The sequence below is a fragment of the Paraburkholderia sp. BGA-UO-ETr-F21 genome, assembly GCF_059567925.1.
Genome location: NZ_JCAQOY010000040.1, coordinates 115,548 through 138,011, shown reverse-complemented (window position 1 = coordinate 138,011; position 22,464 = coordinate 115,548). Strand labels below are relative to the sequence as shown.

General features: G+C 60.9%; 17 protein-coding genes. 3 read left to right on the top strand and 14 right to left on the bottom strand.

The window, feature by feature from the left end; translation table 11 throughout:
* Positions 1-26: 26 nt before the first annotated feature.
* The 6 genes from AC57B1_RS32960 to AC57B1_RS32935 form a co-directional block, all read right to left on the bottom strand.
* The gene (locus AC57B1_RS32960; protein WP_007180417.1) at positions 27-752 is read right to left on the bottom strand and encodes an amino acid ABC transporter ATP-binding protein; all 726 of its coding nucleotides are present in this window, start codon (positions 750-752) and stop codon (positions 27-29) included.
* A complete protein-coding gene (gltK, locus tag AC57B1_RS32955) occupies positions 749-1,426 on the bottom strand; it encodes a glutamate/aspartate ABC transporter permease GltK (RefSeq protein WP_408352153.1) in 678 nt (225 codons plus the stop codon). Before gltK ends, AC57B1_RS32960 begins: the two co-directional genes overlap by 4 nt.
* Complete coding sequence (locus tag AC57B1_RS32950; protein ID WP_408352155.1) at positions 1,426-2,166, bottom strand: amino acid ABC transporter permease; 741 nt, start codon at positions 2,164-2,166, stop codon at positions 1,426-1,428. The genes gltK and AC57B1_RS32950 overlap by 1 nt, the downstream gene beginning before the upstream one ends.
* An 82-nt stretch (positions 2,167-2,248) precedes the next feature.
* Entirely contained in the window at positions 2,249-3,142 is an 894-nt protein-coding gene (locus AC57B1_RS32945; RefSeq protein WP_091799176.1) for a glutamate/aspartate ABC transporter substrate-binding protein, read from the bottom strand.
* A 264-nt stretch (positions 3,143-3,406) separates the two neighbouring features.
* The gene (locus AC57B1_RS32940) at positions 3,407-4,729 is read right to left on the bottom strand and encodes a Glu/Leu/Phe/Val family dehydrogenase (protein ID WP_091799172.1); all 1,323 of its coding nucleotides are present in this window, start codon (positions 4,727-4,729) and stop codon (positions 3,407-3,409) included.
* 138 nt (positions 4,730-4,867) lie between these two features.
* Positions 4,868-5,824, bottom strand: coding sequence for a LysR family transcriptional regulator (locus AC57B1_RS32935; protein ID WP_091799169.1), 957 nt, complete (start codon positions 5,822-5,824; stop codon positions 4,868-4,870).
* Positions 5,825-5,996: 172 nt separating this feature from the next.
* Between AC57B1_RS32935 and purB the strand changes: the two genes are divergently transcribed.
* Entirely contained in the window at positions 5,997-7,385 is a 1,389-nt protein-coding gene (purB, locus tag AC57B1_RS32930) for an adenylosuccinate lyase (protein WP_091799166.1), read from the top strand.
* 89 nt (positions 7,386-7,474) lie between these two features.
* On the opposite strand, the gene AC57B1_RS32925 is transcribed toward purB, so the two are convergent.
* From AC57B1_RS32925 to edd, 4 genes are all read right to left on the bottom strand, one after another.
* Entirely contained in the window at positions 7,475-7,972 is a 498-nt protein-coding gene (locus AC57B1_RS32925; RefSeq protein WP_496419833.1) for a gluconokinase, read from the bottom strand.
* A 10-nt stretch (positions 7,973-7,982) separates the two neighbouring features.
* Positions 7,983-9,374, bottom strand: coding sequence for a GntT/GntP/DsdX family permease (locus tag AC57B1_RS32920; RefSeq protein ID WP_496419832.1), 1,392 nt, complete (start codon positions 9,372-9,374; stop codon positions 7,983-7,985).
* A 333-nt stretch (positions 9,375-9,707) separates the two neighbouring features.
* On the bottom strand, positions 9,708-10,349 hold the full coding sequence (gene eda / locus AC57B1_RS32915) for a bifunctional 4-hydroxy-2-oxoglutarate aldolase/2-dehydro-3-deoxy-phosphogluconate aldolase (RefSeq protein ID WP_091799159.1): 642 nt from the start codon (positions 10,347-10,349) through the stop codon (positions 9,708-9,710).
* A 25-nt stretch (positions 10,350-10,374) separates the two neighbouring features.
* Entirely contained in the window at positions 10,375-12,279 is a 1,905-nt protein-coding gene (gene edd / locus AC57B1_RS32910) for a phosphogluconate dehydratase (protein ID WP_496419831.1), read from the bottom strand.
* A 289-nt stretch (positions 12,280-12,568) separates the two neighbouring features.
* On the opposite strand from edd, the gene AC57B1_RS32905 reads away from it, so the two are divergent.
* Complete coding sequence (locus AC57B1_RS32905) at positions 12,569-13,414, top strand: MurR/RpiR family transcriptional regulator (RefSeq protein WP_408186157.1); 846 nt, start codon at positions 12,569-12,571, stop codon at positions 13,412-13,414.
* A 66-nt stretch (positions 13,415-13,480) separates the two neighbouring features.
* Here the strand turns inward: AC57B1_RS32905 and AC57B1_RS32900 are convergent, their stop codons facing one another.
* Together AC57B1_RS32900 and AC57B1_RS32895 are read right to left on the bottom strand one after the other, a co-directional pair.
* Positions 13,481-14,212: an OmpA family protein gene (locus tag AC57B1_RS32900; protein ID WP_496419830.1), complete on the bottom strand. Its 732-nt coding sequence runs from the start codon at positions 14,210-14,212 to the stop codon at positions 13,481-13,483.
* Positions 14,213-14,337: 125 nt separating this feature from the next.
* Positions 14,338-19,665, bottom strand: coding sequence for a YadA-like family protein (locus AC57B1_RS32895; protein ID WP_496419829.1), 5,328 nt, complete (start codon positions 19,663-19,665; stop codon positions 14,338-14,340).
* 531 nt (positions 19,666-20,196) lie between these two features.
* Between AC57B1_RS32895 and AC57B1_RS32890 the strand changes: the two genes are divergently transcribed.
* Positions 20,197-20,622 carry a nuclear transport factor 2 family protein gene (locus tag AC57B1_RS32890; protein WP_408352167.1) on the top strand — a complete coding sequence of 142 codons (426 nt, stop codon included), beginning with the start codon at positions 20,197-20,199 and terminating at the stop codon, positions 20,620-20,622.
* A gap of 549 nt (positions 20,623-21,171) precedes the next feature.
* On the opposite strand, the gene AC57B1_RS32885 is transcribed toward AC57B1_RS32890, so the two are convergent.
* The gene (locus tag AC57B1_RS32885; RefSeq protein ID WP_496419828.1) at positions 21,172-21,609 is read right to left on the bottom strand and encodes a hypothetical protein; all 438 of its coding nucleotides are present in this window, start codon (positions 21,607-21,609) and stop codon (positions 21,172-21,174) included.
* A 430-nt stretch (positions 21,610-22,039) separates the two neighbouring features.
* Positions 22,040-22,456 (bottom strand): CopD family protein, encoded by a 417-nt coding sequence (locus AC57B1_RS32880; RefSeq protein WP_007180398.1) that lies wholly within the window; start codon positions 22,454-22,456, stop codon positions 22,040-22,042.
* Positions 22,457-22,464 lie beyond the last annotated feature (8 nt).

The following is a 22,464-nucleotide window of genomic DNA, read 5'->3' as shown; positions in this document are numbered from 1 at the left end:
CTGAACGGCGCAGCTTCAAAACACACTCAATGCAGGATCTTGGCCAAAAAGTCCTTCGCGCGATCCGACTTCGGATTGGCGAAGAAGTCTTCCTTGCGGTCGTCTTCCACGATCAAGCCCTTGTCCATGAAGATCACGCGATGCGCGACCTTCTTCGCGAAGCCCATTTCGTGCGTGACGCACATCATGGTCATGCCTTCCTGCGCGAGTTCGACCATCACGTCGAGCACTTCGTTGATCATTTCCGGATCGAGCGCCGAGGTCGGCTCGTCGAACAGCATGGCGATCGGGTCCATCGACAACGCGCGGGCAATCGCCACGCGCTGTTGCTGACCGCCCGACAACTGCCCCGGGAATTTGTCCGCATGCGCGCGCAAGCCCACGCGATCGAGCAGTTTCAGCCCTTTCGCCGTGGCTTCGTCTTTCGAACGGCCCAGCACCTTCACCTGAGCAAGCGTGAGGTTCTGCACGATCGACAGATGCGGAAACAGTTCGAAGTGCTGGAACACCATGCCGACCTTGGAGCGCAGCTTCGACAGATTGGTTTTCTTGTCGGTCAGCGACTGACCGTTGATGATGATCTCGCCCTTCTGGAACGGCTCGAGGCCGTTGACGGTTTTGATCAGCGTGGACTTGCCCGAGCCCGACGGCCCGCACACCACCACCACTTCACCCTTTTTGACTTCCGTCGTGCAGTCGGTCAGCACTTGAAACTGGCCGTACCACTTCGAAACATTCTTGATAGAGATCATCTTGCGACCTTTTTCTGAAGACCTTTGACGAGGCTCGACGCGATCACGCAGATCACGAAATAACACGCGCCCGCGAACAGTACCATCTCGACATTCGTACCGTCACGGTCGCCAATATTCGTGGCGGTGCGGAAGAAGTCGGCGAGGCTGATCACGTAGACGAGCGACGTATCCTGAAACAGCACGATACCCTGCGTGAGCAGCAGCGGAACCATGGCGCGGAATGCCTGCGGCAGCACGATCAGGCGCATGGCCTGCGCGTAGTTCATGCCGAGCGCGAATGCCGCGTTGACCTGCCCGCGCGGCACGGCCTGAATGCCGGCGCGGATGATCTCCGAATAGTACGCCGCCTCGAACAGCGAGAACGCGACCATGGCCGACGCGAGGCGAATGTCGATATCCGCCGACAACCCGAGCACGTTCTGCAGCACTTGCGGCACGATCAGGAAGAACCACAGCAGCACCATCACCAGCGGGATCGAACGGAAGATCGTTACGTAGCCCTTCGCAAACCACTCGAACGGTTTGAACGACGACAGCCGCAACATGGCGAGAACCGTGCCCCAGACAATGCCGAACACGATCGCAATCAGCGTGATCTTGAAGGTGACGACAGCGCCGGTCCACAGCGTAGGCAATGCGCCCGGAATACCGCTCCAGTCGAAATGGTGCATTACTTGCCTCCGATATAGCCGGGCAACCGGGTCCTGGCTTCGACCCAGCGCATGAGTTGCATCACGACCAGATTGATCAGCATGTACGCCAGCGTGACCGCGATAAACGACTCATACGTCTGCGACGTGTAGTCGACCAGTTGGCGCGCCTGAGCGGACAGATCGAGCAGACCGATCGTCGACGCCACCGCCGAGTTCTTGAAGATATTCAGAAACTCGGACGTAAGCGGCGGCACGATGATCCGGTACGCGACCGGCAGCAGCACATAACGATACGTCTGCCACTGCGTGAAACCCATGGCCAGACCCGCGGCGCGCTGGCCGCGCGGCAGTGCGTTGATACCCGAGCGCACCTGCTCGCACACGCGCGCGGCGGTAAAGAGCCCGAGACAGATGATCGACGACGAAAAGAACTGCGCGCTCGGCGGCAGTTGCTTGAACCAGTTGCCCACCGAAACAGGCAGCAACTCCGGTATCACCAGATACCAGATGAAGAACTGCACGATCAGCGGAATGTTTCGGAAAATCGCGACATAGACCGTGCCGATACCCGACGCCCACTTGTTCGGCACGGTGCGCAGCACGCCGAACAACGACCCGACGATCAGCGCGATCACCCATGCCGACAGCGACACGGTGATCGTCACCCAGAAGCCCGACAACAACCAGCCCAGATAGGTGGTCGGCTCGCCGGTGGAGACCGGACTCAGCAAAATGCCCCAGTTCCAGTGATATGACATGACCAAGACTCCAGCAAAAAGAAACGGAAGAAGCGCGTGGCCCCTTCCGTTTCGTTCAGCGTTTCAAAAAAACAGCTAAGGTTTAATCGATTGCCTTGTCATTCGGGCTCTTGTAGAGCGCCTTGATGTCATCGCTTTCCGGGAAGTTCAGATTCAGGCCCTTCGGCGGAATCGGCGATTCGAACCACTTCTTGTAGATCGCGTCGGCCTCGCCCGAGGTTTCGACCTTGGCGATTGCCTCGTCGACCACCTTCTTGAATTCCGGATCGTTCTTGCGAATCATGCAGCCGTACGCTTCATGCGATTGCGGCGCGCCGACGATCACGAAATCGCCCGGATTGTTCGACTTGGCGCGTTCGCCCGCGAGCAGTGCGTCGTCCATCATGAAGGCAGCGGCGCGGCCCGTGGAGAGCGTCAGGAACGACTCGCCGTGGTCCTTCGCGCTGATGATGTTCATGCCCATGCTCTTGTCCTGATTCATCTTGCGAAGCAGGCGCTCGGAGGTCGTGCCGGCGGTCGTGACGACCGTCTTGCCCTTCAGGTCGGCCCAGTCCTTGATGCCGGAGTCTTTCTTGGTCATGAGGCGCGTGCCGATCACGAAGATCGTGTTCGAGAAGGCAACCTGCTGCTGACGTTCAGCATTGTTGGTGGTCGAGCCGCATTCCATGTCGACGGTGCCGTTCTGCACCAGCGGAATACGGTTTTGCGACGTGACCGGCGTGAGCTTGACCTTCAGGCCAGGCATGTTCAGCTTCTGCTTCACCGCTTCCACCACTTTCAGGGCGAATTCCTGCGAGTAGCCGATAACGTTCTGCTTGTCGTCGTAATACGAAAACGGGATGGACGATTCGCGATGGCCCAGCGAAATGACGCCCGTATCCTTGATCTTTTTCAGCGTACCAGCGTCTTGCGCATGCGCGCCAACCGTAAACAGTCCGAGAGTCGCGAGCAGCAGCGCAGCTTTTTTAACCTTCATTTTTGATCTCCTTGGCAAGAACCGGCGCCAGTTTAGCAAAGTAATTATTCTGAAAGTATCGCTATAAACCATGTTGTTGCGTGGCCGCCGCTACTGCTTCGCGGCCCTTCGGGACGGTCGGTCAACCTTTCCGCATATAGAAAGGCGGGCGGCATCGATACGATGCTGCCCGCCGGGTCCAACACGCCGTCTTGTGGACCGCGTTGAAGCAAGGATTGCCGGCGGATCCGCGCGATAACGGAGCCGCCGTTCGAACCGCAAAGATCAGGGATACAGGCCGCGCAGTTCGCGCGCTTCCAGGATCCGCTTACATGCGACGATAAACGCCGCCGTCCGCACGGACACCTTTTGCTCGCTCGAAACCTGCCACACGGCGGCGAATGCTTCACGCATCACACGCTCCAGACGCTGGTTGATCTCGTCTTCCGTCCAGAAGAAGCTCGAGAAGTCCTGCACCCATTCGAAGTAAGACACGGTCACGCCGCCGGCGTTGGCCACCACGTCCGGAATCACGAGAATGCCGCGATCGTGCAGGATGTCGTCCGCAGCCGTGGTGGTCGGGCCGTTGGCGCCTTCCACGACGATCTTCGTCTTGATCTTCGCCGCGTTCTTTTCGGTGATCTGATTTTCCAGCGCGGCCGGAATCAGAATGTCCGATTCGACGGTCCAGAATTCTTCATTGCTTACGGCGTCCGCTTCCGGGAAGCCGCCCACGCCACCATGTCTGGCCACATGTTCGAGCAGTGCGACGGCGTCGATACCCGTCGACTTGTACAGCGAACCGGTGTGATCCTGCACCGCGACCAGCTTCGAACCCGCTTCCTGGAACAAACGCGCCGCGATGCCGCCCACGTTGCCGAAGCCCTGCACCGCGATGCGCGCGCCTTCGATTTCCACACCGATACGGCGTGCGGCTTCGGAGGCCACCACGAACACGCCGCGGCCCGTTGCCTCGCGGCGGCCGAGCGAACCGCCCAGCGTGATCGGCTTGCCCGTCACGACGCCCGTGGCCGTTTGGCCCTGGTTCATCGAGTATGTGTCCATCATCCACGCCATGATCTGCTCGTTCGTGTTCACGTCCGGCGCGGGAATGTCCGTATTCGGTCCGATGATGATGCCGATTTCGCTGGTGTAGCGGCGCGTCACGCGCTCGAGCTCACCACGCGACAACGTGCGCGGGTCGACACGGATGCCGCCCTTCGCGCCGCCGTACGGCACGTTGACCGCAGCATTCTTCACGGACATCCACGCCGACAAGGCCATCACTTCCGACAACGTCACGTCCTGGTGATAACGCACACCGCCCTTGCCCGGACCGCGCGACACGTTGTGCTGCACGCGATAGCCTTCGAAGTGAGCGACCGTGCCGTTATCGAGTTCGATAGGCACGTCGACGACCAGAATGCGCTTCGGGCGCTTCAGGGTTTCGAGCCAGCGGGACAGGGAGCCGAGGTACGGCGCGACGCGATCGACCTGGCGCAGGTAGTTGCCCCACGGGCCGAGGTCGTCTTTATTCAGGTAGGAAGGAACCGACTGCAACGTTGCTGCGGATTGTGCGACTTGTGCTGCCTGTTGCTGGGATGACATGAACGCTCCGGCGTTGATCGAATGACAGCATTGTCGAAAAACGCCGATTTGAAATCCAATGCCGTTTCCTTATCCGATTATGTTTTTTTTGCATAACCATCAAGAAGCCGCAAATTCGCGTCGTAGGGAGGCAGGATTTCAGGCCGCGCCTTGCGCCAGTTCCTCCGAGACCACGTCCCACAACTGACGCACGAGTATCTGTCGCGCATCGTCGCTCTTCGCCGCGAGCTTGTCGCGATAGAGACGAATCTCCATGGTCAGCGTGAGCTGGCCCTCGGGCGTGCCGCGTGTCGCGCGGTCGAGGCGGATCAGCTTGCCGTCGGCGACCGCATCTTCCACCGCGCTATGCGGCAGGAAGGCGATGCCGTGGCCGGCCAGCGCCATCGCTTTGAGTCCTTCGGCCATGTCGGTTTCATACAGCCGGTCGAGATACAGACGCTCCGGCGCGTTGGCCAAGATCACTTCGGTCATGCGGCCCAGATAGGCGTTCGGCGTATAGGACAGGTAAGGCGTGGGCGCTTCGGCGGTGCCCGGCAGCGTATGACGCGGCCGGCCGGCACGGCCGGGCGCCGAGAACGGACTGATCGGCTCGATGCCGAGCGTCAGCATGTCGTAGCGGCCCGGATCGAGCGCGACCGGGTGACTCGGGTGGTGATAGCCCATCATCAGATCGCAGCCGCCTTCCACCAGCGAGAGCGCCGCGTCGTGCACATTCAGCGCGCGCAGCCGCGTGTGGATCGGACCCATCTGCGCTTCGATACGCTGCAGCCAGCGCGGAAAGTAAGTCAACGACAGCGTATGCGGCACCGCGAACTCGATGGTTGCCTGCGGCGTCGCCGTATGGCCGCGCAGCAGCGCGCGCGCTTCATGGAACTGCGACAGCATCGCGAGCGCCTGCTCGTTGAACACCTGACCGGCCGCCGTCAGCCGCGTCGGGTAAACCGAACGGTCGATCAGTTCCGTGCCGAGCCACGCTTCCAGGGCCTGAATCCGCCGCGAGAATGCCGGCTGCGTCACATGACGCAGTTCGGCCGAACGACTGAAACTACGCGTTTCCGCGAGCGAAACGAAGTCTTCGAGCCATTTCAGTTCCATGCGGGGCCTGCCACCAGCGGAGGAGAGAAGTCAGCATTCTAGATGGTGTCGCGAAGCGGACCCGCCTGACTGCGGAAATCGGGGCTGTCGGCGTCCGGTGGTAAAATTCGCGTTTTCCCGCAGTTTGTTCCGCGTTTTCACCCTTGCGCTTAGCCCTCACCCGGCCCCCATCATGTCCGACACCCGCCCCGACACTCTGTTCGCGCTGAACGCGCTCTCCCCGCTCGACGGCCGCTACGCCTCGAAAACCGAAGCCCTGCGCGACTGGCTCTCGGAAGCCGCGTTCATGCGCAATCGCGTGACGGTCGAAATCCATTGGCTGATCGCGCTTTCGCACGCCGGCTTCGCCGAAGTGCCGCGTTTCTCCGCAGCCTCCGAACAATTCCTGCTGCAACTGGCCGAGCGCTTCACCGCGCACGACGCCGCGCGCATCAAGGAAATTGAACGCGTGACGAACCACGACGTGAAAGCGGTCGAATACTGGCTGAAGGAATCGGTCAAGGGTCAGGAAGAACTGGAACGCGCGAGCGAGTTCATCCACTTCGCCTGCACTTCGGAAGACATCAACAACACCTCGCACGGCCTGATGCTGGCGGGCGCCCGTGAACACGTGATCCTGCCGGCGCTGCGCTCGGTGCATCAGCGTCTCGTCGCACTGGCTCACGCGCACGCCGATCAGGCGATGCTGTCGCGCACGCACGGCCAGCCGGCCAGCCCGACTACGCTCGGCAAGGAAATCGCCAACGTCGCGGCGCGTCTGGAACGCGCGATCGACCGCATCGCGAAGGTCGAACTGCTCGGCAAGATGAACGGCGCGGTCGGCAACTTCAACGCGCATCTGTCGGCGTATCCCGAGTTCGACTGGGAAGCGTTCTCGCGCGAAGTGGTCGAGCAGCGCCTCAAGCTCACCTTCAACCCGTACACGATCCAGATCGAACCGCACGACTACATGGCGGAGCTGTTCGACGCCGTGTCGCGCGCCAACACGATCCTGCTGGATCTGGACCGCGACGTGTGGGGCTACATCTCGGTCGGCTACTTCAAGCAACGCACCAAGGCCGGTGAAATCGGTTCGTCCACGATGCCGCACAAGGTCAATCCGATCGACTTCGAAAACTCGGAAGGCAACCTGGGTCTGGCGAACGCCACGCTGCGCCATCTCGCCGACAAGCTGCCGGTGTCGCGCTGGCAGCGCGACCTGACCGATTCGACGGTGCTGCGCAATATCGGCGTCGCGTTCGGTTACTCGCTGCTTGCGTACGACTCGCTGATCCGCGGCCTCGACAAGCTCGAAGTGAATGCGCAGCGTCTGCACGAAGACCTCGACAACTGCTGGGAAGTGCTAGCCGAACCGGTTCAAACGGTGATGCGCCGTTACGGCATCGAGAATCCGTACGAACAACTGAAGGAGCTGACGCGCGGCAAGGGCATCACGCGTGAAGCGCTGCAAACGTTCGTCAGCGGCCTGGCGATTCCGCAGGACGCGAAAGATCGCTTGCTCGCCATGACGCCGGCTTCGTATATCGGTAAAGCTGCAGAACTGGCCAAGCGCATCGCCTGATCTGCGTTGGCCGCTACTGACCTCGTTGCACGAGGCATAAAAAAACCGCTCCGAGGAGCGGTTTTTTTATCTGCAGCGACCGGGCAAATTCACTTACGCGCTTCGACCTGGATCAACACGCTTTCGACGATCTCTTCCGGCGACAGTTCGATGCTCACCGTGATCGCCTCATCGGCGCCCGGCTCTTCGAGCGTATCGAGCTGGCTTTGCAGCAGCGACGGATCGAAGAAATGGCCGGTGCGCGTGGTCAGCCGTTGCTCCAGCACCTCACGCGAACCCTTTAGGTAGACGAAGCACACGTCCCTGTCGCCATCGCGCAGAATGTCGCGATACGAGCGTTTCAGCGACGAACAGGTGAACACCGCCGTCTCGGCCGCCGTCTGCTTCTCCTCGATCGCGGCGCGGATCGTTTTCAGCCACGGCCAGCGGTCTTCGTCCGTCAGCGGAATGCCGTGGTGCATTTTCTCTTTGTTGGCGGCGCTGTGAAACGCGTCGCCGTCGGTGAACGCGCAGTGCAGGCGCTCTGCCAGCATTTCGCCAATTCTCGTCTTGCCGGCGCCCGACACGCCCATTGCGATCAGAATCATCAAAAACTCCTTACAAGACCGCCGCGAGCGCGAAGGTCAAACCCAATCCCATCAGCGAGATGATGGTTTCGAGGAGCGACCATGTCTTGAAGGTCTGCCCCACCGTCATCCCGAAGTACTCCTTGATCAGCCAGAAACCGCCGTCGTTCACGTGCGAAAAGATCAGCGAACCCGAACCCGTGGCCAGCACCAGCAGCTCCGGCTTCACCTGCACCGCGCCCGCTGCCGCGATCGGCGCGACGATGCCGCAAGCGGTGGTCATCGCGACCGTCGCCGAACCCGTTGCCAGACGAATCAGCGCCGCGACGAGCCAGCCGAACAGCAACGGCGACAGATGCGCCGATGTCGCCGCATTGACGATTTCCTTCGAAATGCCGCTATCCATCAGCACGCGGCCGAACCCGCCGCCCGCGCCGACGATCAGCGTAATGCCCGCGATCGGCGCGAGACACTCGCCGCAGAATTTCTGGATCTGCTCGCGATTGAAGCCGCGGCTTGCGCCGAAGGTCCAGAAGCTGACAAGCACGGCGATCAGCAGCGCCACATCCGAATTGCCGGCGAAGCGCAGCAGATCGTTCGGCAAGGTTTTCGGCGTGAACACGAGGTCGGCCCAGCTGCCGACCAGCATCAGGATAACCGGCAACAGGATCGTGAACAGCGTGATGCCGAAGCTCGGCAGTTCACGCCTGGGCGCCGCCTGTTGCGCACCGTTGTTCGCGCCATTCGCGTCGCCAGCGCCGAGAAACTGCGAAGCGAGCGCGTTGTCTTTCGGCAGCTTGATATAGCGGCTGATCAGCAACGCAAACAGCGGACCCGCGACGATCGCGGTCGGCACGCCGACGATCAGGCCATACGCAATGGTCCGGCCGATATCCGCGTGATACGCCTGCACCGCGAGCATCGCGGCCGGGTGCGGCGGAAGCAGGCCGTGCACGACGGACAGACCCGCGACCATTGGCAAGCCGACTAGCAGCAACGATTTGTTGGTGCGCTTCGCAACGTTGAAAGCGATCGGAATCAGCAGCACGAAACCGACTTCGAAGAACACCGGCAAGCCGACGATGATCGCCACGATCATCATTGCCCAATGGATGTTCTTCTCGCCGAAGAAGTCGATCAACGTAGTGGCAATGCGCTCGGCGCCGCCCGATTCGGCCATCATCTTGCCGAGCATCGTACCCAGACCGACCACGATGGCGATGTGCCCAAGCGTATTGCCGTTACCCGTTTCGAACGATTTGACGATGGTGCCGATCGGCATGCCGGATGCGAGCCCGAGCAGCAGCGACACGATGATCAGAACGAGGAAAGGGTAAACCTTGTAGCGCGTGATCAGCAGGATCAGCAATGCGATGGCGATCACCGCGAAGACCAGCAGCGTGCTGCCGTGGACAGCTTCCATGAAGCTCCTCCTTTTGCGTTATTGATTTGAGTGCCCCCAACCTGGCGCTTTGCGCCAGCCCCCGAGGGGGCCGCAAAAAACTTGGGGCGGCCCAGCGTTTTCTTGTGAATGCGGACAACGGTCAGCACCCTGTCTCACGGCGACCTGTGCGGCGCCTCGAAACCGGGCTGACCGCACGGACGCTGAATTTTACTGTGTGTTGCAGACCCACGCGCGCCGCTCGCGTATGCATATTGAAAAAAGAGCCTCGCCGCGACAGCTCAGGTGGCTGTATCGACGAGGCTCCTTTTGCGTAGGGCCTTGAAGACCGCTTAACGTGCGGGCCGCTTCGACTTAATGGGCGGGCGCGGCCAACTGGCTCGCGGCGCGCGCGAGACGCGTGATCTCTTCCCAGTTGTGCGAAGCAAGCGCGGCTTTCGGCGTGAGCCACGAACCGCCGACGCACACCACGTTCGGCAGCGACAGGAAAGTCGAAGCCGATTCGGCCGTGATACCGCCGGTCGGGCAGAATTTCAGATTCGGGAACGGGCCGTGGAAAGCTTGCAGCATCGGCACGCCGCCGGCCTGCTGGGCCGGGAAAAACTTCACGATCTCGTAGCCGAGTTCGAGCGCCGTAATGATGTCGGTCGGCGTCATCACGCCCGGCAGCAGCGGCAAGCCTGCGTCCTGTGCGGCCTTGTGCATGTCTTTCGTCAGACCCGGCGAAACGCCGAATTGCGCGCCCGCCTTTTTAGCCTGAGCGCAGTGCTCGGGCTTCGTAATCGTGCCGACACCGACCACGATGTCTTCAGCCAACTGGCTTGCGCGTTCGATCGCTTCCAGACCGGCGGCGGTGCGCAAGGTAATTTCCAGCACCTTCACGCCGCCTGCATGCAGCGCGCGCGACACCTGCTCACCCTGTTCGACCGAGTCGAACGCGAGCACCGGAATCACCGGGCCGAGGCGCACGATATCGCTTACTGTTTTCGACGTCATAGTCAGACTCCTTAATCTGCAGCGCTTAGCTGGCTTGAGTGGTGCTTGTATGTTTTCCGGTGTGAGCTTTGGCCGCTTCGCCGTGATGCGCCGCATGCTCGCCCACCATCGCGCCGAATACCGACGCACCCTGCTCCGCCGGCGCCGCCGCCGCGCGAAACACGCCGAACAATTCCCGGCCGAAACCCACTTCGTTTGCCGCCTGATGCAGCGGCACGGCGTTCGGCCGCGCGGCCCATTCGGCCGCTTCGATTTCTATGTCGAGCACGCCGGCTTCGGCGTCGATCACCAGCATGTCGCCTGTGCGCACCTTGCCGATCGGCCCTTGCAGCAAGGCTTCAGGCGACAGATGAATCACCGCCGGCACCTTGCCCGACGCGCCGGACATACGGCCGTCCGTGACCAGTGCGACGTGGAAACCCTGATCCTGCAACACACCGAGCAGCGGCGTCAAACGATGCAGCTCGGGCATGCCGTTTGCACGCGCGCCCTGGAAGCGCACCACAGCGATGAAGTCGCGCTTCAGTTCGCCTTTGTCGAACGCTTCCTGCACGGCTTCCTGCGAATCGAACACGATCGCCGGCGCCTTCACCTTGCGATGCGCCGAGGCGACCGCCGAAATTTTGATCACGCCGCGGCCGAGCTTGCCCTGCATCAGACGCAAGCCGCCATCCGGCTGGAACGGTTCCTTGATGCCGCGCAGCACCGCCGTGTCTTCGCTCGCTTGCGCGCCCGGCACCCATTGCAGCTTGCCGTCGATCAGCTTCGGCTCTTCGGTGTAGTGCTTGAGTCCCTTGCCCGCCACCGTGTTGACGTCCTCGTGCAGCAAGCCGCCTTCCAGCAGGTTGCGCACCAGGAACGCCACGCCGCCGGCCGCGTGGAAGTGGTTCACGTCGGCCTTGCCGTTCGGATAGATCTTCGCGAGCAGCGGCACGGCTTGCGACAGCGCGTCGAAGTCGTCCCAGTCGATCACGATGCCCGCCGCGCGAGCAATCGCCACTAGGTGCAGCGTGTGATTGGTCGAGCCGCCCGTCGCCAGCAACGCGACGATGCCGTTGACGATCGCTTTTTCATCGACCACGTGGCCGATCGGCGTGTAGTTGCCGCGCTCCACCGTCAGGTCGAGCACGCGGCGCGCGGCCTGCGCGGTCAGCGCGTCACGCAGTGGCGTATGCGGATGCACGAAAGCCGAACTCGGCAGATGCAAACCCATCACTTCCATCAGCATCTGATTGCTGTTGGCCGTGCCGTAGAACGTGCAGGTACCGTGGCTGTGATAAGCGGCGGCTTCCGCTTCGAGCAGCGCGTCGCGGCCGCATTGGCCGGTGGCGAAGAGCTGGCGTGTCTTGGCTTTGTCGTCGTTGGACAGGCCGCTGCCCATCGGGCCGGCCGGCACGAAAATGGTCGGCAGATGTCCGAATTGCAGCGCGCCGATCAGCAGACCCGGCACGATCTTGTCGCAAATGCCGAGGCACAGTGCCGCGTCGAACATGTTGTGCGTTAGCGCGACCGCCGTGCTCATCGCGATCACTTCTCGCGAGAACAGCGACAGTTCCATGCCCGCATTGCCTTGCGTAATGCCGTCGCACATGGCCGGCACGCCGCCCGCGAATTGCGCGACGCCGCCGTTTTCACGCGCGGCCTGCTTGATGATGTCCGGGTAGTTTTTGTACGGCGCGTGGGCCGACAACATTTCGTTGTACGAGGACACGATGCCGATGTTCGGCTCGCGAATCTGTTTGATGACGAGCTTGTCGTTGCCTTCGAGCCCGGCGAAACCGTGGGCCAGATTGGCGCAGGAGAGCGCGCCGCGCGCCGGGAACCGGCCTTGCGCCTGATCGATGCGGGCCAGATACGCCTCGCGGGTGGGCTTGCTGCGCTCGACCACGCGTTGCGTGACCTTCAACAATTGCGAATGCGGGGAAACCATCGGAGCTCCTTCGTCGCTGGCGGGGGCGGGCGCGCACTGTGCCAGGTAGGTATCGCGGGGTGTCGGATCAACTGACTGACGCCATCTTAGTAGAAAAACTACACGATCGCAACGACGAACCCTGCTGCGCTGCGGCATACGGAGACAGCCGGAAACGCCCGACCAGCCTTGCTCTTGCATCCAACGACCGAAACCTAGGGATTACACCTACCGCCTCAAATGTAGTTTTTGTACATCTTCAGCAATCAGATATAGTCCACGCATTCTTCAGCATAGTGCGAGTTTTCCAATGATGCTGTCCCAGGTGGAAGAGATGCGCGACCAGTTGCGGCCGTCCGAGCGCAAACTGGCCGACTACGTGATTGAAGCGCCGCGCGAAGTGCTCGATCTTTCCATGACGGAAGTGGCCGCCCGCGCAGGCGTGAGCCAGCCGACCATCGCGCGGTTTTGTCATGCGCTCGGCTTTTCGGGGTTTCGCGAATTCAAGATCCGGCTTGCGCAAGGGATTGCGTCGGGTGTGCCCACCGTCTATCGGGACGTGCGGCCGGACGAAGGCGCTCCCGGCCTCATCGCGAAGGTATTCGACCGGACCATCGGCACGCTGATCGAAGTGCGCAACAGCCTGTCGCCGGATAGCGTCGAAGCGGCCGTCGTGCTGTTAGCGAACGCGGCGCGCATCGAGTTCTACGGCGCGGGCGGCTCGGGCATCGCCGCGCAGGATATTCAGCACAAGTTTTTCCGCCTCGGCATGCCGAGCGTCGCCTACTCCGATCCGCATACCTATTCGATGTCGGCGGCACTGCTCGGCCCCGGCGATGTGGTGGTGGCGGTATCGAATACCGGCCGCACCCGCGACATCATCGAAGCCGCGCGTTCAGCGCTCGCTCGTGGCGCGAAAGTGATCGCGATCACGCATGGCAGCTCACCGCTCGCGCGGGTCGCGTCGATCTGTCTGTTCTCGAACGTGGCCGAGGAAAACGATGTGTTTTCGCCGATGACATCGCGCATGTCGCATCTGGCGATCGGCGACATTCTGGCGGTCGGCGTCGCGCTCAAGCGTGGTCCCGAGTTAGTGGAGCGCGTGGGACAGGCGAAAGGCGTGATCGGCCGGCTGCGGGTCGACGACGAGGCTTGAGGCGTTGCAGATGAAAAAGGCCTGCGCGATGGCAGGCCTTCGTGGTCGAGCGATGTGTGCTGCGCGTTACTCGGCGAATACGCGGACGTCGACGCGGCGGTTCTGCATGCGGCCTTCGGGCGTCGCATTCGACGCGACCGGATCAGTACTGCCCAGACCTCGTGCGACGAACTGCTCGGCGTGGAGGCCACCATCACGCAGGTATTGTGCGACGGCGTCGGCGCGAGCCTCGGACAAACTCAGGTTATGGGCTTGCGAGCCTGTCGCGTCGGTGTAGCCCACCACCGTCACGCGATGCAGATTCACGCCCCGGTTCACGCTCATGAAATGGTCGAGATTCCTCTTTGCAATTGAGCCAAGCACCGCGCTATCCGTCGCGAAGTTCGCGTTGCCTTGCAGCAGCAGGCGAACCTGCGGCGCCACCTGTTTTGCTTGCGGCTGCGCAGCGGGCTGTTGCACCGCCGGCTGCTGGGGGAGCTGCTCTGCAACAACCGGTTTGCCGCACATGAAGGTCAATTCGCGCGCATCCTTCTTCAGCGCGCCGTCGCTTACGCGATCAACGGCTTCGAGCCATGTCACCGGTTGATTCTTGCAGGTCTCCCCCGCCACACGCACGCAACTCTTCGAGCTTTCGAAGAGTCCTTCGCAACTGACCCGATAAATCGGCGCCTGCTGATTCGGCACGCTCACCGCGTGAAGCGTATAGGTTGGGCCGGACTGCGTGCTACACGCAGCGAGATACATCACACTCGCGCCGAGCAATAGCGCGCGCGAAGACTTGGAAAGCGTTAAGTTCATTTTCAGGGATTCAGTCAATTGAGGCGGCGCCCCTGCCATGTGTTCCTCGGACAAGGGCGCGCAAGCGGTTGAGTCAAAACAGATCTGGCTGACGGACGAGGCTCACGCCCCATCCGTCATGGCACTTACCACTGGTAGGAAGCACCCACGCCCACCGTCGTGCCTTGCGAGCTCGTACCTGCGCCGGCCTTCATCTTCAGGTTCTGGGTGATGCGTGCCGAGACGCCGAGCGCCACGGCCTGCGAACCCTTATACGAGCCGCCGCCGACACCGACCGCGATCGTCTTGCCTTGATCGACGTCCGGGATCATCGTCAGTGCCGTAGCGGCCGCGATACCTGCGTACGCATTTTTCGCGACCTGGTTCAAGCCGTTCTGCACCGCGTTGATCTGCTGGTCCGTGTAGTCCTTCGCCGAGGTACCGGCCGGCAGGTTGCCGACCGACGCGCCGATCGCTTCGTTCAACTGGCCGACGTTGACTGCGTCGGTGGTTGCCGTGCCGGCCGCGACGTTGGTGATCTGGCGTTCGTTGCCCGCCGAACCCACCGACACCGTGTTCTCGCGATCCGCCACCGAGTTCGCACCCAGCGCCACCGAATTCGCCGCGCTCGCCTTCGCGTTCGCACCCATTGCCGTGGCGTGCGTGCCGCTGGCAACGGCCGATTCCGTGTCACGGTTGCCGTCTGCCGCGAACATCGGGTTGCCGGCCGAACTGATGATATTCGTGACGTTGGAGATGGCCGCGTTCATCTGGCTGACGTTGACCGCATCGTCAGCGGCCGTGCCTGCCGCCACGTTGCGGATCGTCGTGCCGCCCGCCACGCCGTTACCCATTGTGACGCTGCTGTAGTTCGCCGACCCGTCAGCGTTGTGGTCGTACGTCACGGCAGCGTTGGTCGTGCCATCCGTATTGATCACGCCCGACGCCTTCAACTGCGCGACGTTCACCGCGTCCGTATCCGCCGTACCGGCCGCCACGTTGGTGATCTGGCGTTCGTTGCCCGCCGAACCCACCGACACCGTGTTGGCACGGTTAGCGACGGAGTTCGAACCCAACGCGACCGAGTTCGCTGCCTGCGACTGCGCGTTACCGCCGATCGCCACCGACTCCGCACCGCTTGCCTGCGAATCGGCCAGGGCCGAGTTCACGTGGACGTACATGACGCCACCGCCGGTGGTGATGCTGTTCAGCGTGTTGTTGATCGTGCTGATATTGGTGGTGTTCTGCGTCACACGGTTGTCGAGGTTGGTGATCGCGTCGCCCGCGTTGTGGACGGTCGCGCCGTTCACAACGTAAGTCGGGGCCGAGATCGAGCCATCCGTGTTCACCGTCGAGCCACCGCCGATCGCATCCGCCACGCTCTGCGACACGCCGTAGAGCTGCGCGCCGTTCACCGCATCCACGCTTGTCGCGGTCACTGCGCCGGCGGCCACACCCGTCAGCTGACGCGCGCCTGCTGTCCCGGCAAAGTCGACCAGCGCGCCGTCGGTGCCCTTCGCGACCGTGATGGTGCGCGACGTCGGGTCCTGCTGCACCAGGCCGACCGAACCGTTGTTCATGTTGTTCGTCAGGTTGATGATGTCCGCGGTGTTCTGCGTCACCTGCTGGTTGGTGGCAAACAGTTCGCTGCCGTTGACCGCATCCGTGCTCGTCGCGCTCAGGCGGCCAGCCGCCACGTTCGTGATCGTGCGCTCGCTGCCCGATGCACCCACGCTCACCGTGCTCGACGGAGCCATGCCTGCAAACGTGTAGGTGATGCCGCCGATCGTCGTGCCGGAGGTGGCGACCGCCGTTGTGGTCGTCGAACCTGCGCCTAGTGCTACTGCGCCAGCGTTGGACGCTTTCGCGCCGTTACCCAGTGCGACTGCGTCCGTGGCGGCCGCCAACGCCGCCGGGCCGGCTGCCAGGCTGTTGGTGCCCGTTGCCGATGAATCCGCCAGCGACGAGTTCGCGTGGAAGTACTTGATGCCGTTGCCACCGTTGGTGATGTTGTTCACGGTGTTGCTGATGTTGGTGACGTTGCCCGCGATATTCGTGACGTTGTTGCTCAGGTTGGTCACGTTGTTGTTGATCGTGTTGACCTTCGCGTCTTCCGACTGCAACTGGCTGACGTTCACCGCGTCCGTCGCGGCCGAACCGGCTGCCACGTTGGTGATGCGGCGTTCCTTGCCTGCTGCGCCGACCGACACTTCACCATTGGCTGCCGATGCCGTGCCCAACAGTGTTGCCGTGCCCGGGTTGTAGCCCGTTGTCGACAGGTTTGCCGTCGTCACCGAATTCGAGCCCAGTGCGACCGAGTTCGCTGCCGTTGCCTGAGCGCTGCCACCAATGGCGACTGCATCCGTACCCGTTGCCGACGAATCCGCCAGCGTCGAGTTCGCGTGGAAGTACTTGATGCCGTCACCACCGTTGGTGATGTTGTTCACGGTATTGTTGATGTTCGTGACGTCGTTACTCAGACTGTTGACCGTGTTGCCGACGTTCGACACATTCTGGTTCGTCGCATACAACTGCGAGCCATTCACCGCATCCACGCTCGTTGCGCTCACATCACCTGCCGACACACCCGTCAGCTTGCGCGTTCCCGCCGTACCCGAGAAGTCCACCGCCGTGCCGTCGCTGTCCTTCGCCACCGTGATGTTGCGTGAAGTTGCATCCTGCTGCACGAGACCGACTTCACCGTTGTTGATGTTGTTGGTCAGGTTCGTGATGTCAGTCGTGTTCTGCGTCACGCGACCGTCGATGTTCTCGACCACGTCGCCCACGTTGTTGAACGTCTTGCCGCCATTCAATACATACGTCGGGTTGGTGATCGCACCCGTCGTCGTGTTGTAGGTAGAACCGCCGCCCAGTGCAGCCGCTGTGCCTGAACCCGCGGCATTGACCTTTGCGTCTTCCGATTGAAGCTGGCTCACGTTTACTGCGTCCGTTGCGGCTGAACCGGCTGCCACGTTGGTGATACGACGTTCTTTGCCTGCGGCGCCCACCGACACCTCGCCATTAGCTGCCGATGCCGTGCCGGACAGAGCCGTCGTGCCCGGGTTGTAACCGGCGGCAGATAAGTTTGCCGTGGTCGTCGCGTTCGAACCCAGTGCGACAGAGTTCGCTGCCGTCGCCGATGAATTGCCACCAATGGCGACTGCATCCGTACCCGTTGCCAACGAGTCAGCCAGCGTCGAGTTCGTGTGGAAGTACTTGATGCCGCTTCCACCGTTCGTGATGTTGTTCACCGTGCTGCTGATGTTGGTTACGTTGCTTGCGATGTTCGTGACGTTGTTGCTGAGGTTGGTCACGTTGTTGTTGATCGTGTTGACCTTCGCGTCTTCCGACATCAACTGGCTGACGTTCACCGCGTCCGTTGCGGCCGCGCCCGCTGCCACGTTGGTGATACGACGTTCCTTGCCTGCGACGCCCAACGACACCTCGCCATTAGCTGCCGATGCCGTGCCGGACAGAGCCGTCGTGCCCGGGTTGTAACCGGCGGCAGATAAGTTTGCCGTGGTCGTCGAGTTCGAACCCAATGCAACCGAATTGGCCGTCGTCGCGCTCGCACCGGAGCCGATTGCTACCATTTTCCCAGAATTGGCAAACGCGTTTTCGCCAACGGCGATTGCACCACCGACGCCGCCTGTAATAGCTGAATAGCCGAGCGCAATGCTGTTCGTACCATACATGTTGATTGTGGCGTTCTGGCCCATCGCGATCGCGCCGGAGCTGTAGGGGTTTATTGTTGCGCTCTGGCCGATCGCAATCCCGTTGGTCGAAGATCCTGGTGTGGTATTGCCCGTTCCGATCGCGATTCCGTTGTTCGAATCCACCCGTGTGGCGCCGCCGATCGCAATCGAGTCTATGCCGTTCGCGGCAGAGTCCGCCAGCGTCGAGTTCGTGTGGAAGTACTTGATGCCACCACCATTGCTGATATTCGTGATGCTGGTGCTCAGGTTGTTCACGTTGTTATTAACCGTGTTCACCTTCGCGTCTTCCGACATCAGCTGGCTCACGTTCACCGCGTCCGTCGCGGCCGAACCGGTTGCCACGTTCGTGATGCGACGTTCCTTGCCCGCCGAGCCTACCGACACTTCACCGTTGGCTGCCGAAGCCGTACCCGACAGGGCCAACGTACCCGGGTTGTAACCCGCTGCCGACAGGTTTGCCGTCGTCGTCGAACCCGAACCCAGCGCCACTGAATTGGCCGCCGACGCGGTCGAGTTGAAGCCCAGTGCAACTGCGCTAGTTCCCGTTGAAGTCGAGATCTTGCCCATTGCCAGCGAATAGTCGCCAGTCGCGGTCGAGCCGTTGCCCAGTGCTACCGCCGACTCTCCCTTCGAATAGGTGGCATTGCCCAATGCGACACCGCCAGACCCCACCACCGTCGAGGTATAACCCAATGCTGTTCCGTTGGCCCCAGATACGTTAGCGCTGTTGCCCATCGCAACCGAGTAAGCAACCGATGCGGTTGCGTTATTACCCACTGCAATCGCGCTTCCTCCCGATGCATTCGCAACGGCACCAATCGCAACAGCGTTTGCCCCACTGGCTGAAGAATCTGCCAACGTCGAATTTACGTGGAAATACTTGGTACCCGTATTGGTGATGTTGGTGACTGTGGTGCTCAGGTTGTTCACGTTGTTATTAACCGTGTTCACCTTCGCGTCTTCCGACATCAACTGGCTTACGTTCACTGCATCCGTTGCGTTCAGACCTGCCGCCACATTCGTGATGCGGCGCTCCTTGCCCGCCGCGCCAACCGACACTTCACCGCCGAGCGCCGTGGCCGCCGAGATCGCCGTGCCGCCGACCGGCGTGAAGCCTGCCGTCGTCAGTGTCGTCGAATTCGCCACCGAGTTCGAGCCCAGTGCCACCGAGTTCGCAGTCGTCGCCTGTGAGCTATCGCCGAGCGCTGAAGACCATGCGCCAATCGCTTTTGCAGCCGAACCGAACGCGACAGAATCTCCGCCCGCAGCTGTAGCAACAGCTCCGACTGCGACATCAAAATAGCCGGCTTTCGCAGAAGAGCCGACAGCCGTTGCCCATGTATTCGTGCCGCTCGCACCGGAGCCGATTATCGTGCTGTCATTGCCGGCTGCCGCAGCCCCGCCCCCAATGACGACGGCATGCAGTCCCGTTGACGTTGCCCCTGTACCAATCGCAATCGACAGTTGATTTGTCGCCGTAGCGTTGTTGCCGATTGCGATACTTGCGTTATAGCTATCGGCGCTCGACGATACTGCGCCGGTGCCATACGCAAGGTCTAGGCTCTGGCTTACCGTGCCGCCGTCGAGCGCGCCCGCGCGTGCATCCATCGATGCCACGCTGCCAGCTCCAGCCGCCATGAGTGCCACCATAAGTGTTCTGGAAGAAGGACTCTTCTTCCCACGGCTCTTTGCTACTTCAGGTGCCGCGACGTAGGTACCGGTGGTCTCATTCCAGACTGTTTTGTATGATTTATTCACAATTTCGCCTATTTAATTTGCGGTGACATACTCAGCATTGCGTTGTCGCCTCTGAGGGTTGCTCGGACATCGACCAACAGCGGAAACGGTCTAAATTTCATCCGACCACCTCAATAAACCTTGAAGCAAGGTCGCAAATATAGGCACCGCCGAATAGGCGTTGAATAGGACACCTCCTAAACAACAGCGAATTTTTAAGACTTTCCGAATCTTCTCTAGGCGCTCTTAGCAGCGGATCACCTTCAGCAGCGGGAATTCCCACCACACAATACTTTCGCGCTCGCGATCTTGCATATTTATCAATAGCCGCAGACTAGCTAGATGGACTTCATCGTGAACGAAGAAATTAGGATTTCTCCTACAATCAAACCTCAACAAAAATACTAGAATTTTTACAATTGCTTGGTCTATCGCGCACTCCGCGCCTTTATTTTCTAAAGACCGCGAAAGCAATTTGCTTAATCATCGGATATCTTCGCAAAAGCGCATTTATCGTTCCAACGCCAATTAATATTGATAATTTTATCTATTATGAAATCCCGCTCCTATCTCGCGCTAACTCTCCTAACACTATGCTTTACCGCACCCCGCGCATTCGCTGCCGATAACGACGAAGCGACATTGAAGGCAATGGAGCAAACCTGGATCCAAGCAATCCTAACGACCAACCGCGCCACGATGGACAAGCTTCTTGACGATTCATTTGTGGAAACTTCTCCTAACGGCCAGCGCCGCAGCAAATCCGATGTGCTGCTCGCGCCGCCACCGCCGCAGGGGTCATCGCAAGTCTTGATGGATGTGGACGTGCATGTGAACGGCGACATGGCCATCGTCATCGGCACCAATCATTTCAAGCCGGGCCCTACCGTTCAGCCGGTGGACTATTCGTTTACCGATGTCTTCGTGCGCAGAGTCGATGGCTGGCGTGTCGTGTCATCGCAAATGACTCGTCGATGAGTCAAACGCGGCGGCCTGAGCGCCGCCGCAAAACCGATGCGCTTGTAGGTGGCGATCCAAGGTGATCTGGCAAACCAACCTAAGAGACCTAGAGTCGCCCATTCAGCGGATATAGATCATGAAACACCTACCTTCCTGGCTGTCCTCAGCCTATCATTCGCGGCGACCGCGCGACGCTCGACCAACTGCTCGACGATTCGTTCGTCGAGACGATGGCTAACGGTGCGCGTCGTACGAAGGCCGACGTCCTGCTCGCGCCGATGTTTCTGCCTAGGTCCGCGCAAAACGCTCGGCGAACTGAAGGTGCGAGTCTTTGGAAATGTCGCGATGGTTTCCGGAGTCAGCCACTACACACCGAGCGCCGGCATGAAAACAACCGCTAATGCTTTCACCAATCTGTATGTGCGACGCGGAGATGCATGGCGTGTGGCGTCGTCAACTACGACGCGCTGAGATAGCGCATAGGCGTTCAATAGCGCTGAGCCAAGGACCTAACAGGCGCGACCGGTCGCGCCTCTTTTCATTTATAGAGCTAATCGACAGTCAATCTCAGTGCGCCGTCACATCGGTTTTACTCTCCGCCGATCTGCGCGTCGCTGGCACGCCCCGTCCAACGATCGGCTTGTCTTTTTTCGGTTTCTGCCCCGCCTCCGCCAGCAACTTCGCCGCTGCACCCGCCGTAATCCGCCGATGCGCGACACCCTTCGCATCGAGCGCAATCACCTGATACAACTCGCGGTCGCCTTCCACTTCCCGCTCGTACTCCTCGCACGTTTCAACCAGCAGTTCGAGCAGCACTTGTCGGTTGCGTCGTTCGTGATGGGTCAATGCAGGATTCCTATATATCGAGGTCGCAAGCGTGGCCAAACGGTTAAGTTGAGTCAACTGCCGGTCGCAGGAACCGAATGCGGACAACGCGAGCTTTTCGTACTGCAAGGCATCGACTGGCGGGCGTGAGGCGGGTTGATTTTTGATGGACTTGCTCATGGTGCGATCTCCTGAAACTTAACTGGATCGCCCGACACTCGCTTGCAAGGAGGGTGAGCGGGCACGTAGCGGGTTAGCAGACCGGGCCAAAAACATACCGGCGAGCCTTTCGGCTCCCCACCACGGCCCGCCCATTGAAATTAGACGTGCAGAGGCAGACGCACGCCCGCCTGGGCGGGGTGCGGTTTTTGGCACTGGCTGCTAAACCAGACCATCGGTTGGTGCCAATGGTGCGGAAATTATAAATCAGCCCACACGCGCATTGGTCGTCCCAATATAGCCTCACAACTACGCTATCCGTTCAGCCTAAGACAATGCGTCGCACATCGAAACCAACAATAAAAAAAGGCGGTTTGCCGAACCCAGCAAACCGCCCTTCCACAATTCCGCGCCTGCAACCTGACCAACGCAGCGAACGCTCGCCCACGCGTTAAAACGGCTTGATCACCACCAACGCCACCGCCGCCAGCATCCCCAGCACCGGCAACTCGTTGAACATCCGATACCACTTGTCCGACCGACGATTCTCCCCGCGCTCGAACGTCCGCAGCAGCACGCCGCAATACGCGTGATAACCGATCAGCAGCACCACCACACCGACCTTCGCGTGAATCCAACCCTGCCCGCTGCCGATACCAATTACGAGCCACAGCCACAGTCCGCACGCCAGCGCCGGCACCGCGATAAACGTCATGAAGCGAAACAGCTTGCGCGCCATCGTCAACAGACGCGCCGTGGCCGCGGGTTCCGTTTCCATCGCCAGATTGACGAAGATGCGCGGCAGATAGAACAGGCCGGCGAACCACGAAGCAACCAGGACGATATGAAACGTTTTGACCCAAAGCATCGACGATC